Origin of the sequence: Veillonella sp. ACP1 (genome assembly GCF_000286635.1) — a bacterium.
GTDB lineage: Bacteria > Bacillota > Negativicutes > Veillonellales > Veillonellaceae > Veillonella > Veillonella atypica.
On the sequence record NZ_ALKL01000001.1, the window covers coordinates 113,448 to 128,215 of the forward strand.

Consider the following 14,768-nt stretch of genomic DNA (forward strand, 5'->3'; position numbering starts at 1 on the left):
ATAAGGTTTTTGAATCTAGATAGTCTAAGAAATTTTCTTTTTATAGGTAGTTATGAGGAGGTCATTATGGAACAGTTTGATGTTCTAGTAGTAGGTAGCGGTGGCGCTGGTATGCGTGCGGCTCTTGAAGTTGGTCGTCGCAAAGGCTTAAATGTAGCACTTATTACTAAAATTTTCCCAACCCGTTCAGCAACAGCAATGGCGCAAGGCGGTGTCAATGCATGTTTGAACAACGTAGCAGCTGAAGATACAGTTGAAACACATACTTTCGATACAGTAAAAGGTTCTGACTATCTTGGTGACCAAGATGCGATCGAATTCTTCTGCTCTCGTTGTCCAGAAGGCGTACTTGAAATGGACCACATGGGTGCTCCTTTCTCTCGTACACAAGAAAATAAAATTGCGCAACGTAACTTCGGTGGTCAATCCTATCCACGTACTTGCTACTCTGCGGATAAAACTGGTCACGTTATTTTGCACACAACTTACGAACAATGCTTGAAAGAAGGCGTACACTTCTTACAAGAATGGTACCTTTTAGATCTTGTTAAATCTGCAGATGGTCATGTTGGTGGCGCTGTAGTTTGGAACATGAAAGAAGGTCGCGTAGAACAAATTAAAGCGAAAGCTATCATCTTGTCCACTGGTGGTGCAGGTCGTATTTTCTGGACTCGTACTACTAACCCATTCCTTTCCACAGGCGATGGTATGGCAGCAGCTTTCCGTGCTGGTAACGGCTTGAAAGATATGGAAATGATCCAATTCCATCCAACTGGTCTTGGTCGTACTGGTATCTTGATGTCTGAAGCGGTTCGTGGTGAAGGTGGTTACCTTCTTAACTCTGAAGGCGAACGTTTCATGAAAAAATATGCGCCAAATAAAATGGAATTGGCATCCCGTGACGTTGTAGCGAAAGCAATCGAAGATGAAATCGCTGCAGGTCGTGGTTTTGGTTCTGGTCTTAATGCATACGTAGTAGCTGACCTTCGTCACTTAGGACCTGAAGTTATCATCGAAAAACTTCATGGTATCCGTGACTTGGCTATGTGCTTCGAACACTGCGATCCATTGACTCAACCAGTACCTATTCGTCCTACATGTCACTATACAATGGGCGGTATCGACGTAGTGGACTACAAAACTTGTGCATGTGAATTGCCTGGTTTGTTCGCTTCCGGCGAAGCTTCTTGTATCTCCATCCATGGTGCTAACCGTTTAGGTGGTAACTCCTTGGCTGACGGCGTAGTATTCGGTAAAGTATCCGGTGCTGGTGCAGCTGACTATGCTGAAACACATGAACAACCTAACGTAGATGCAGAATTAGCTGCAGCTGCAAAAGCTTGGGAAGCTAAATTCACTGAAGTAACAACTCGTGAAGGCGGTCGCCCAGTTGTAGAAATCCGCGATGCATTGGCTGATGCAATGTGGAACAAAGTAGGTATCTTCCGTAATGAAGAAGGTATTACTGAAGCATTAAAAGAAATCGATCAATTGATCGAAGATTACAAAACTTGTTATGTAGGTGACCCTGAACGTACTTACAACATGGCATTCGTAAACTACTGTGAAATCGGTTCTATGTTAACAGTAGCAAAAGCTATTGCAATGGGCGCTTTACACCGTCGTGAATCCCGTGGCGCTCATATTCGTGAAGACCATCCAAAACGTAATGATGAAAGATACTTAAAACATTCTTTAATCAAATTAGGCGCAGACGGTCAATACGAATTAACTGAACGCGACGTAGTGTTCACTAAATACGAACCACAAGAAAGGAAGTACTAAGATGAGACAAATCACCTATCATATCCACCGTTACCAACAAGGTCGCGCGTTTGTACAAACTTTCAAATTCGATTACGAACCTGACCGTACAATTCTTTGGGGCCTTCAAAAAATTAAAGATACTCAAGATCCAACATTAACATTCTTGGCAGCTTGCCGTTCCGCAGTTTGCGGCGCTTGCTCCATTCGCGTAAATGGCGAAGCAATGCTTGGTTGTGAATCTAAAATTGACGAATTAACAGAACGTTACGGTACAGATGAATTAACAATTGCACCTATCGGTAACTTCCGCGTAATCCGTGACTTAGTTGTTGACTGGGAATCTAAAGTTGATCGTTTGAAAACAGTTGCTCCTTGGATTTTCCTTAAAGCAGAATTTAACGAAGGCGACAAAATCGTTCGTCAAACTCCAGCTGATTTCAAAAAATTCGTTGCTGGTACAGAATGTATCCTTTGCGGTTGCTGCGCATCCGAATGTAACAAATTGACTGCACGTCAAGATGATTTCTTAGAACCATATGTATTCACAAAAGCTAACCGTTTCGTATTGGATAGCCGTGATGATGCACCTATGGCTCATATTCAACCTGCTTATGACAATGGTCTTTGGAAATGCGTTCACTGCATGAACTGTATCTCCCGTTGTCCTAAACACTTAAAACCTGCTCAAGATATTTCCAACATGCGTAAAGAAGCTACAAAAGCTGGCCTTACAAACAACAAAGGCGTTCGCCATGCAGTTGCTTTCAAAGAAGACCTTTACAAAACTGGTCGCTTGAAAGAAGTTTCTATGAGCTTGAAATCTGACGGTGTTGTAGATTCCGCTAAACAAGCATTCTATGCATTACGTTTGTGGAAACACAGCAAAATTAATCCTTTCGAACTTGTAGTACCTCAAAAACCAGTTAACGGTATTGATGGTGTTCGCAGACTTATGAAAGCAGCTGAGGAGGTAAGCAAATAATGAAATACGCATTTTTCCCAGGTTGCGTTCTTGAAAGCGCTGCCAAAGAAGATTACATGGCAACTGTTGCAGTAGCTAAAAAACTCGGCATCGAACTAGAAGAACTTGACGGTTGGACTTGCTGCGGTGCGTCCCACGTTCAAGATATCGCTCCAGAAATTACATTGGCTACTAACGCACGTAACATTGCATTGGCAGAAGAAAAAGGTTTAAACCTTTTAACTGTATGTAACACTTGTACTTTGATGCTTCGTGAAGCTAAAAACGAATTAGACAACAACGAAAAAGAAAAAGAAGAAGTGAACAAAAAATTAGCTCAAATCGGTAAACAATACCGCGGTACAACTGATATCACTCATTTCTTATGGGTATTGATCCGCGATTACGGTTTGGACAAATTGAAAGAAAAAGTTGTTAAACCTTTAACAGGTTTACGTGTAGCTGAATACTATGGCTGCCATATTCTTCGTCCTCAAACTGAAATGGGCTTCGAAGACTATCAAATGCCTACATCCTTAGCAGATTTAATCTCCGCTATCGGTGCTACACCAATCGACTTCTCCCGTAAACTTGATTGCTGCGGTTTCCATGCTGTATACCCTGCACATGATTCCGTAATGCAAATGACTGGCTCCATCAATAAAGATGCAGCTACAGAAGGCGCAGATTGCGTAGTAACTCCTTGCCCACTTTGCCAAATGCAACTTGATATGTTCCAAAAAGAAGCAAAAGAAGTTGTTGGCGGTGGCAAAGATATGCCAATCTTGCACATGTCCCAATTAGTAGGTCTTGCTCTTGGCATCACTCCTGAAGAAATGGGCATGCCTAAACGTCACTTAACTGATACTGCAGCAGTGACAAAATTTGTAGGTTAATTCGTTTTAATTTAGATTGCCTCAGTTGGCTTATAAAAACCTAAATTAAACCTATTATCATAATTACCGTAAAGACCCCCTGGCCTTGGCTAGGGGGTCTTTATTTGATACATATATGGTGTTTATTATATAATAAAAAGGTAAGCATTGATGACATAAGGAGGTCTCATGAACGAAGCCTTATTAGAATATATAGACCATAAATTGAATGACGAAGAATTGGGGCGCGTATTCCCAATCACCTTTCAAGGCGATGAGTATTTTGTAAAACGCGCCGTAGGTAATAATCGGTCATCCTGGATCAAACCATCGCCTCGCGCATCCTTTGACCATGAGTTTTATATGATGAACTTTGTACGTACGCAATTACCATTAGCTCCAGAAATTGTAGGCTTTCGAGAAAATTACTTTGTGACACCGAATTATGGCAAAAACTTGACCTATTATGGCCATTTGCCACAGGAACATCCAGAAGATGCATCCCTAGAGGATATGGCTGTTCATATTTTCTATGCCTTTGGTAAAGCGCTCGGCACACTTCACGATTACGGTATCGCTCATGGCCGTCCTGCGTTGCGTGATATCGTCTACAATCCAGATACGGATAGCGTGATGCTCCTCGATTGGGAAAACGCACGCCGTTGGCCAGAATTCACGCCTGCTGGATGGGATTTACTGATTTTTATTCATAGCTTCATCCGCGAAGGAGATTTACCAAATACCTACCTATATGCAGCTATGAATGGTTATAGCTCTGCACGCTGTGCACGGGATACTGTTCTTCATGTGAAAGAAGTGTTACACAAGCGTGACTATCTATTTAAATTCTGTCGCCTGTTGGAACCGTTCCATTTTGTAGACACAGAAGCAGCCGTAAAATCCTTTGATTTTATACAAGCACTAAAAACTGAATAACTGTGTATGACTAGTTGATTCTTGCAAAAACAGAATGCTAAGGATGCCCCGAATGGCCCTCCCGTATGGTGAGGGTCATTTTATTATGGTAAAATAGATTGTATACATGGTGATATTTTACCAGCATTAGTTAGCATTAAAAAATCATAAATCCGCTGTAGGGGAGTTGTGACGAGGTATAACAAGTGGAATATATTATTTCGTTTATGGAAACGTATGGCTATGCAGCCATGTTTATTGCGATGGTTCTAGAAAATGCGAATATACCGATTCCTAGTGAAATTGTACTTGGATTTGCAGGGTATTTAATTTCTCAAGGTATATTTGATTTGCATACGACAATGGTCGTAGGTACATTGGCTGGTATCGTTGGATCTATTTTGTCATATTGGATGGGGGAATATGGCGGTCGTCCGTTGTTATTGAAATACGGTAAATATGTATTCTTTAATGAGCATAAATTTGAACTCGCTGAAAAGATGTTTAATAAATATGGTGGAGTAGCTATATTCTTTGGCCGTCTTTTACCTGGTGTTCGTACATTTATCTCCTTCCCGGCTGGCATGGCGCGCTATCCATTGTGGCACTTTATCGTTTGGACTGTACTCGGTACTATTCCTTGGACGATTTTACTCGTATATTTAGGAAAAGTACTTGGGGAAAACTGGAAAGATCTTATTCAGTATAATCATGAATTTTTGCTAGTTGTGATTGTCATCTTTGCTATTGTGGCTGCAGTGCTCGGATTTAAATACTATAAGAATCGCCGTAAATCATAAGGAGGTCACAATGAAATTGTCTCGTTTGACGCCTGTGTTGTTTGTTGTTTGGCTGGTATTCTTTATGGTAGCTAATAATATACTACCTGTAACCGATCCAGTAGAATCGAATTATGCGTTAACTGCTAAGGAAATGGTGTTGTCTGGCAATTGGTTATCGCCACAGATTTATGGGACATATTGGTATGACAAGCCGATTATGATTTATTGGCTGATTGCATTAGCTTTTAAAATCTTTGGTATTGCTGATTGGGTAGTTCGTTTGCCAAGTGCTATATTTGGTGCTTTGTCAGTGGCTGCCATGTTTCAAACTTTACGGACCTTTAGTCGACGTTGGCTCGTTGGCCTAGTAGGTTCCTCTATCCTTGGTACATCTCTTATGTTCTGGGCTGTTGCTCATGGTGTTATAACCGACATGGTACTGTTATATACGACCTTGATGGTTATGATGTATGCGTACAAAGGCTTGAATGAAAATTCTAGTACGGCAATGGTCGTAGCTTACGTATTTTCCGGATTAGGCGTTTTGACAAAGGGGCCCGTAGCACTTGTTTTACCTGGCCTTATTTTACTCGTTTATGTTGCGCTTTGCCGTTCAAAACAAATGTTATTACGCCTCTTTGACTGGAAGGGGATTTTGGCCTTTCTTGTCGTCGCTATGCCGTGGTATGTTTATATGTATAGCGCCCATGGACAAGCCTTTTTGGATGGATTCTTAGGCCTTAACAATGTAACACGTGCGACTCAGTCTGAACACCCGGAAGATAATGTGTGGTGGTACTATATCGCTATTTTCCTCGGCGCTTCTTTACCATGGACGGGCGCTGTTATTTATGGTATGATAACGGGCTTTAAACAGCACCATAAGTGGTACGTGTATTGCATGTGTTGGGGCGTGGGTACTGTTCTATTCTATTCCTTGATGGCCACTAAGTATCCTCTATATACATTTATTAGTCTTGTACCTTTCAGTATTCTTGGTACATTAGGGGCTATGAAAGCTCTGCGTCCGGGTCGGCCTCGTTATGTCCCATGGATTGTAGTCGGTCCCACACTATTGTTATGGATCGCTTATGTAGGGGCGTCTTTCTTTGCTCCTTGGGGCTATTATGGATTGCTCTATGTTTTGGCAGGCGTATCCATATTAGGGCTGTTATGGTTCTGGTGGACTCGCCAACGTTATCGTTTGTTGAGCATTGTCGTGATCGGAACCATGCTCATTTCATCGATTGTAGTACTCGAGGGTTTGGTACCTCTTGTTAAACAACGTAGTTCTATCAATCTTATCCCTGTTGTAGATAAATATAATGGTGATGTATATTATTACAATGGATACAGCACATCTCTCGTATATTATACTGGACATGAGGTGGTTCGGATTAAGGGTGACAGTAGTCGTTGGGATGATAAGGATAAATTAAAACATCGTAGTGCTGAATGGGATAAGAAATACCTTATGGAACAAGTGACGGAGGACGAGTTTATCAAGCGTTTGGCTGAAGGTAAGCAAATCATGGTCATCGTTCCAAAAGGCGAAATTAACCATTTTAAACAGTCTAGTATTGCACCATATGTTGGTGAGTACAGCGAGGCTGGTAGCTCTGAGATTTATATTTTGAATAAACGACAAGCTTATATTGAAGAATAATATATTGTTAATCGTGTTTGTGAAAGTAGCATCAACCGCTCAATGCGGTTGGTGCTTTTTGTGTATATAATCAAAATATTTAATGTATATATTATGTCCTAATTACTATTTATATTTTTTAGAAATAAAACCTATTATAGTTATATGTATTATTGACATATTAAAAACATATTGGTATAGTAGGTTATATAATTTTTTAGGACGAGGTGTTTTGAAACCTTATTTCATCTAGGTTTTAGAAAAGTGCGGAAGTGGCATGTGTCAAAATCGCCCCCTTGTTGTGAGGTAGAAAGAGGGGAAGTTATGAAGAAGACATGGTATCTAATCATCGGAGTAGTTCTCTTGGTTATTGGCTGCATAGCCTATGGTTATCATGAACACCATAAACCAAAGACGGCTCAAGAATTAAAGACTGTACGCGTAGCCTATTTACCAATTACCCATGCATTGCCGGTATTCGCTACAAAAGAATTAGAAACAGCAGATGGTCCTGTTCATGTAGAGCTTGTTAAATATGGATCTTGGCCAGAGTTGATGGATGCATTAAATACAGGCAAGGTAGATGCTGCATCTGTACTCGTTGAGCTAGGTGTAAAGGCTCGTGAACAAGGCATTGATGTTCGTGCTGCTGCACTTGGTCATACAGAGGGTAATATTATCATCGTAAATAAGGATATTAACTCCGTTCAAGACTTAAAAGGCAAATCCTTTGCCATCCCTCATAAACAATCTACTCAAAAAATTCTCGTGGATTGCATGCTTGAACAAGCGGGTCTTTCTGAAAAAGATGTACAAATCGTAGAAATGAGCCCTCCAGAAATGCCTTCTGCTCTATCGGTAGGTCAAATTGCTGGGTATAGTGTAGCCGAACCATTTGGCTCTCTAGCCCTTGAAATGGGAACTGGGAAGGTATTCGAAGATCCTGACCATCTCTGGCATGATAATATTTGCTGTGCTCTTGTGTTTAATGGTCAATTCGTCGATGAACATCATGACTTGGCAAAAGCTTTCACAAAAGCCTATCTCGATGCAGGTACATATTTAGACGAGCATCCACAGGCACAAGAGGAGATTTCCTCAAAGTACATGAAGTTTAATGACTCAGTTATTGAACGTTCCCTCAAAGTGATTGGGTTTAAAGATTTAGCCCTTACAGAGGACCGTTATAATGCACTTGTGCATCACATGACACATATTGATTTAATCAAAAAAGTGCCGACCTATTCAGAGTTTGTAGATCAATCATTGTTACCATAGGAGGGGGACCATGAAGAAATATACATATGTGCCAGGTTCATTTATCGCAGCTTGGCTAATTTGGGAGTTAATCGTTCGCCTCGGCGGTTTTAATGAAGCGCTATTGCCAACGCCATATAAGGTATTACTCGGATTTGGAGAACTTATAGGCGACGGTGTTCTTTTTAAAGATATTGCAGATAGTTTAGTGCGTTTCTTTATCGGTTATATTATTTCCGTTGTAGCCGGCGTATTCTTCGGCCTTATCTTGGGGTGGTATAAGGGGATTTGGAACTACATCAATCCAATCGTTCAAGTCATTCGACCAATTTCTCCTGTGGCGTGGTTGCCGTTTATCGTTCTCTTTTTCGGTATCGGTCAAGCACCAGCTATCGTTATCATCTTTATCGCAGCATTCTTCCCTGTGCTATTGTCCACCGTGTCTGCTATTCAAAATATTGACCCTGTGTACATCAAGGTAGCGCGCAACTTTGGTATTAAACAGCCAGAACTGTTATTTAAAATCGTGTTGCCTGCCGTATTCCCTGGTATTGCATCGGGTCTTCACATCGCGCTTGGTACGGCGTGGATCTTCCTTGTAACAGGGGAAATGGTAGGCTCCCAAACAGGCCTTGGCTTCCTCATTATCGATATGAGAAATAACTTGCGTAACGATCTCTTGATGGTAGCCATTTTGACCATCGGTTTCGTTGGGCTTTTACTCGATTGGGGCGTGTCCCTCATCGAAAAATGGATTTACAAACGTTGGGGTATTGAGAAATAGGAGGTGGCCTCATGGGTTACATTTCGGTGCGCAATGCACACAAGGAATTTATGAAAGATGGGGAACCACTCACCATTCTTGAAGATATTAATCTAGATATTGAAAAGGGCGAGTTTATTTGCCTCTTAGGCCCTTCTGGTTCCGGTAAAAGTACGCTATTAAATGCTATGGCAGGCTTTGAGCTCGTTACATCTGGTTCCATTACTATCGACGGTGAAGAGGTAAAAGCGCCTCAACTCAGATATGTAACAGTATTTCAAAACTATGGCTTGTTGCCGTGGCGTACGGTGGAAAGCAATATTGAGCTTGGTCTCGAAAGTAAAAAGGTGCCTAAAGAAGAGCGTCCTGCTATCATCGACAAATACGTTAAAATGGTAGGCCTCGATCACGCTCGCAATCGCTATCCAGCAGAGTTATCTGGGGGCATGCAACAACGTGTATCTATTGCCCGTGCACTAGCGGTGGATCCAGATATCATTTTCATGGATGAACCACTAGGCGCCCTTGATGCGTTGACACGTATTAACTTGCAAGACGAAATCTCTCGCATCTGCCGTGAAGAAGGCAAAACTGTTGTATTTGTTACCCACGATATTGAAGAAGCCGTAGTCCTAGCAGACCGCGTTGTGGTACTAGCGGCAAACCCGGGACGTGTACAAACTGTCATCCCTGTAAATATCATCGATAGAACCGACCGCACATCGGCATCCTTTGTTAATATTCGAAACCACATCTTTGAACAATTCCAATTGGCAAAAGAAGACAAAATCGAGTTCTATATTTAGTTGTATATACTTGGGTATTTTGTAATGGACAAAATTTTAAAATAAGGTATACTATAAGTAGCTAAAGATTGTAAGTGCTCCACTGAGTGCACAAAAGAAACCACCTAGGGACTACGACATACCTAGGTGGTTTTTTTATTTATCTGATAACGTTGATAAAACGAGGCTCATCACCAGTTAAAATACCAATCGAGCCATTTGCAAATGAGATAGCTAATCACACTTGTTAGAATTGGTATTAGAAAGATTGTAAATACTTTATCCACTGGTACACCTCCTTTCTGTACCTGTTTCCCCAGAACGGAGTGGTGACATCTTGATTGTAGTACATATAACTATATATTTCTTATGCAATTCGTGTAATTATCATGTATAGTAGATATATATCGGTAATAACATATAAATTTTAAATTGGAGGCTGTATGTCTTTATTTGAGTTAGAGAATACCTTGTCTTTTGATGAATATATAGCAACCTTTGATGCAAAGCGATTAGAGAAGGTACGCGGTTTTGTAGATTGGCTAGGTCGATACCGTGGTAGTCTTGTACATAACCCGTGGGGTGAGGTAAATCGTGATTTAGAGATTGTTACAGATGGTTTTGATGCGGCTCAAGTGCGTCGAGATAATTTAGTAGCTTATTTATTACCGCGCTTAGGTCGAGCTAAGGTATTTGTAGTGGCTGAGGCAGTAGGATATCAAGGCGGACGTTTTAGTGGCATTGCTATTACCTGTGAAAGAATGCTATTAGATAAGCACAAAACCATTCGTGCGAAGGATATAACGCCGATTCGGTTGGAACGCACTAGTTCGCCTACTAGCTCTTTATTAAAAGGAACACAGCAGAAGGACGGTTTTAACGAACCAACTGATACGGTGGTGTGGAGTGCTATCGTTGAAAAGGGGATAGATCCATATGATACGTTGTTGTGGAATATATTCCCCTTCCATCCTCATAAGGATGGAAATCCATTGACGAACCGTACGCCTACGGATAAAGAGCAACAACTAGGTTGGGAGTATACAAAACGCTTGTTAGATTTACATATAGGATTAGGCGGTGTAGAACCTCTTGTGCTCGCAGTAGGCCAAAAGTCTGCAGATACAATGGGGAAATTTGGCCTTTCTGCCATTGGGTTGCGCCACCCTGCAAACGGCGGTGCTAATCTATATCGTCAGGGCTTTGCGGAGGCTATAGATACATACTTAAAATAGTAAACATTTGAGAGTTTTTGGAGAGATACTTATGAAACGTTATTGTGATGCTTGCCGTCATTATTGCGATGAGGCGGCTATGTTTTGCCCTACATGTGGACAGTATACGATGGCTACAGAGGTAGAGCGCATTGCACCTGAAGGTGATGTAATTTATCCTTTATCCCATTATCAGCTTAGCTATAAGGATACATATCTCTATGTGATGAATAAGTTCATGGATACGGATGGTCGCGCATCGCGGAGGGAATTCTTACAATTTCTATTGCTGTGGCATGTATGTATGGTTGGTTTGCTCGCTTTTTTCTATGCTATAACCGCTATATTTCAAACGGGACCGTATTTAATCGGTTTAGGTGGGTTCTTAACGGCTATACTATGTTTAGTGTCTTTGCTTCCGTTAGGGTCGCTATGTGTGCGCCGACTTCATGATACGGGACGAGGCAGTGTGAGCTTGTTGCTGTTCCTCATCCCCTTTGTAGGACCTTTGATTTTGTTCGCTTTGTTATGTCAAAAGGGGCAGCCACAGGACAATCAATATGGTGGTGCGTTGCAGCATATCGTCATAGATAAACGGCTAGCTTCTATTATGAAAGTATCCCCTTCGAGTAGTTCGTTAACAACGAGAGTTTTAATTGTTGTGCTTGTAAGTATAGTATGTATATTTGGATTTTCTTTACGAACTATGGGACCGGAAAATGAAGTGTTCCCTTCAGGGTGGTTTACAAATGCCATTGTTGGCGAAGGTAGTGAAGATGCCGCTCGTGCATCGGTACAAGGCTATTTTGATGCGGTAAATAATAAGGACTATGATAAGGCTTTCACGTATGTGATGAACCAAGTTAAGACAAATCCGGTAGAAAAACAAAAATGGCTCATAGCTATGCAGCAAGGTACAAAAGTGGATATGGTTACCTTGGATGTGGCACGGCTGAGTCGTTCAGGTAGTTTAAAACGTATTGTATTTGAAGCAGATTTACAAACCACAAAGGCTGGCGAAGGCATGGTAGAGGCTAAACCGATGAAGCGATATATTTCTCTTATTGAAGAAAATGGTGCGTGGCATATTGAAGGCTTTTATAAACATTTGCCTGATGATGATAACTAAATATGATGTATAAACACGGTTAGATTTTGTGCGATTATTAGCTCAAATTCGTACAGGATTAATGGAATAGCGTTAACATAAGGGTCCTCTTTTGTTAACGCTATTTTTATGTTACAATAATAGTAACGTATGAAAGCGAGGCTTTCATCAGAACGATCGGATTATAATGAACATTAAACGGTAACGAAGAGAACGTAACGTCGCGGCTGACGCGTTTAATGGTACACTATACTCATTTGCACGAGGCGAATGGACAAAAGGACTTGAACGGTAACAATTGAGTTGCGCTATTTTTGCGCCCATTTGAAAGACGCTGCTGGATAGCGCCTTTTTCGTTTGTCCGTTCCTCTGTAAAGATCAAATTTTAATGATAGGTGAAAATATATGTTAAACAAATTAATGAACAAAATTTTAGGAGGAACTGTGAATACAACAGATAATCAATATACTGCACAAGTGACTGCAGTAGAGACGGCTCCGTCTGCTCAAGGTGAGCAAAAAACAACGCGCCGTCGTACCAACACACGTCGATCTGTGGGAGAACACCGCAATACAGAAGGTCGTCGTACTGGTGAACGCCGTCATACAGGCGAAGCTAGTCAAAATGGCGAAGGCCGTCAACGACGTACGACACATACAAGAACGAATACACGTCGTCAACGTCCAGCAGAGCAAGGCGAACAACAAGGTACAGAACGTAAACCTCGCCAACCTCGTCAAAACCGTACAACTCGAAGCGGTGAAAATACACATCGTACTGAACGAAATGGCGAGAATACTCGTAATACAAGAAATACACGTAATACGCGTACACGTAATACGAATGATAATAATCGTAATGAAAATACTAACAACCGTCGTACGCGCACTAACAATCGGCCGATGACTCGCAACCAAGAGGTTCAATCCGATTTAATTGGTCGTCAACCAGCGGGCTCTAATAAGGGTAAATTTCAAATTATCCCTCTTGGTGGCCTTGGTGAAATCGGTAAAAATATGACCATCTTCCAATACGAGGATGAAATCATCGTTCTTGACGCAGGTCTTGCGTTCCCTAGTGAAGATATGCTTGGCGTAGATATCGTTATTCCTGATATGAGCTATATCATTGAGAATAAGGACCGCGTGAAAGCAGTTGTTATTACCCATGGTCATGAGGACCATATCGGTTCCTTAGCGTACCTTATGAAGGAAATTAACTGCCCTGTATATGCTACAAATCTTGTTTGTGGCTTGATTGAAGGTAAGTTTAAAGAGCATAAAGTATCTCCAAAATGCCTTCGCACGATTGCAGCAGGCGATGAAGTGCAAATCGGTCAAGTGAAGGTTGGTTTTATCCAAACTAATCATTCTATTCCTGACTCCGTTGCGGTGTACTTCGATACACCTATCGGTACTGTACTCCATACAGGGGACTTTAAAATCGACCAAACACCAGTTGATGGCAAATTGATGGATATTCATAAATTTGCAGAACTTGGCAACAAGGGCGTACTAGCATTGATGTCCGATTCTACAAATGTAGAAAAACCTGGTTTTACTGGTTCTGAAAGCTCCGTTGGACCTGCTATTAAACAAGCTGTAGGTGCTGCAAAAGGCCGCGTTGTATTGGCTACATTCGCATCTAACGTATCTCGTATCCAACAAGCAATCGATGCGGCGGTTATGTTCAACCGTAAGGTTGTCGTTATGGGTCGCAGCATGGTAAATGTTACAGAAATCGCACAAGAACGCGGTTATTTGAATATTCCACCAAATACGATTATCGATGTAGATGTAATGCACAACTATACAGATGACCAAATCATGATTTTAACAACTGGTTCTCAAGGTGAACCGATGGCGGGCTTATCCCGTATGGCTACAAGCAATCACCGCACTGTAGAATTGGCACCAAATGATACTGTTATTATCTCTGCTACACCAATTCCAGGCAATGAAGGTGCTGTTGGTAGAACTATCGATAACTTACTTCGTCTAGGTTGCCATGTTGTATATGGCAAAGATCGTGGCATCCACGTATCTGGTCATGCGAGCCAAGAAGAGCTTAAAACCATGCTCAACCTTGTGCGTCCAGAATACTTCATCCCGGTTCATGGTGAGTACCGTATGTTACGTCGTCATGGTGAACTTGGTGTGGCTATGGGCGTAGACCCTAAGAAGGTCCTCATCGGCGATAATGGTCAAATCTTTGAATTTGATAAAGACGGTGGCCGTAAAGGTGGCCGTGTACAAGCGGGTGCTATCTTCGTTGATGGCCTTGGTGTTGGCGATGTTGGTAATATCGTTATTCGCGATCGTCAACAATTGGCACAAGAAGGCATGGTTATCGTTGTTATGGCTATGGATACTGCTTCCGGTACCATCATTGCAGGTCCAGATCTCGTATCTCGTGGTTTCGTATATGTACGTGATGCGGAAGAACTTATGCTTGAAGCAGAACGTCGCGTTCATCAAGTATTAGATGATTGTGAAGCACAACGTATCAAGGACTGGACTACAATTAAACAAAACGTTCGCGATGCATTGGGTAAATTCTTCTATGACAAAACACGTCGTAGACCTATGATTTTACCAATCATCCAAGACGTACACTAAATAACATATCCCTCTCAAGCAGAATGCCGTGATTACATGGCGAACAGTCTTGAGGGGGATATCTTTATTATGTTGAG

12 protein-coding genes are annotated in these 14,768 nt (G+C 41.6%); all 12 read left to right on the forward strand.

The features are described 5' to 3' along the window. The first annotated feature begins 66 nt into the window (after positions 1–66). On the forward strand, positions 67–1,785 hold the full coding sequence (locus HMPREF1151_RS00585) for an FAD-binding protein (protein ID WP_009660677.1): 1,719 nt from the start codon (positions 67–69) through the stop codon (positions 1,783–1,785). A 1-nt stretch (position 1,786) separates the two neighbouring features. Next, on the forward strand, positions 1,787–2,749 hold the full coding sequence (locus tag HMPREF1151_RS00590; RefSeq protein ID WP_005381216.1) for a succinate dehydrogenase/fumarate reductase iron-sulfur subunit: 963 nt from the start codon (positions 1,787–1,789) through the stop codon (positions 2,747–2,749). After that, positions 2,749–3,624 carry a CoB--CoM heterodisulfide reductase iron-sulfur subunit B family protein gene (locus tag HMPREF1151_RS00595; RefSeq protein WP_005378080.1) on the forward strand — a complete coding sequence of 292 codons (876 nt, stop codon included), beginning with the start codon at positions 2,749–2,751 and terminating at the stop codon, positions 3,622–3,624. Before HMPREF1151_RS00590 ends, HMPREF1151_RS00595 begins: the two co-directional genes overlap by 1 nt. A gap of 168 nt (positions 3,625–3,792) precedes the next feature. After that, positions 3,793–4,539, forward strand: a complete 747-nt coding sequence (locus HMPREF1151_RS00600; protein ID WP_009660618.1) for a hypothetical protein — start codon at positions 3,793–3,795, stop codon at positions 4,537–4,539. Positions 4,540–4,724: 185 nt separating this feature from the next. Next, positions 4,725–5,318 carry a DedA family protein gene (locus tag HMPREF1151_RS00605; RefSeq protein ID WP_005378047.1) on the forward strand — a complete coding sequence of 198 codons (594 nt, stop codon included), beginning with the start codon at positions 4,725–4,727 and terminating at the stop codon, positions 5,316–5,318. Positions 5,319–5,328: 10 nt separating this feature from the next. Continuing rightward, entirely contained in the window at positions 5,329–6,966 is a 1,638-nt protein-coding gene (locus HMPREF1151_RS00610) for a glycosyltransferase family 39 protein (RefSeq protein WP_009660632.1), read from the forward strand. A gap of 303 nt (positions 6,967–7,269) precedes the next feature. Continuing rightward, on the forward strand, positions 7,270–8,223 hold the full coding sequence (locus HMPREF1151_RS00615; RefSeq protein ID WP_009660689.1) for an ABC transporter substrate-binding protein: 954 nt from the start codon (positions 7,270–7,272) through the stop codon (positions 8,221–8,223). 10 nt (positions 8,224–8,233) lie between these two features. Further along, on the forward strand, positions 8,234–8,986 hold the full coding sequence (locus HMPREF1151_RS00620) for an ABC transporter permease (RefSeq protein ID WP_009352211.1): 753 nt from the start codon (positions 8,234–8,236) through the stop codon (positions 8,984–8,986). A gap of 11 nt (positions 8,987–8,997) precedes the next feature. Next, positions 8,998–9,771 carry an ABC transporter ATP-binding protein gene (locus HMPREF1151_RS00625; RefSeq protein ID WP_009660599.1) on the forward strand — a complete coding sequence of 258 codons (774 nt, stop codon included), beginning with the start codon at positions 8,998–9,000 and terminating at the stop codon, positions 9,769–9,771. Positions 9,772–10,193: 422 nt separating this feature from the next. Next, the gene (locus HMPREF1151_RS00630; RefSeq protein ID WP_009660703.1) at positions 10,194–10,985 is read left to right on the forward strand and encodes a uracil-DNA glycosylase; all 792 of its coding nucleotides are present in this window, start codon (positions 10,194–10,196) and stop codon (positions 10,983–10,985) included. Between the two features lie 31 nt (positions 10,986–11,016). Further along, a complete protein-coding gene (locus HMPREF1151_RS00635) occupies positions 11,017–12,093 on the forward strand; it encodes a DUF805 domain-containing protein (protein WP_009660641.1) in 1,077 nt (358 codons plus the stop codon). 384 nt (positions 12,094–12,477) lie between these two features. Then, the gene (locus tag HMPREF1151_RS00640) at positions 12,478–14,691 is read left to right on the forward strand and encodes a ribonuclease J (RefSeq protein WP_083842106.1); all 2,214 of its coding nucleotides are present in this window, start codon (positions 12,478–12,480) and stop codon (positions 14,689–14,691) included. The last annotated feature ends 77 nt before the right edge of the window (positions 14,692–14,768 follow it).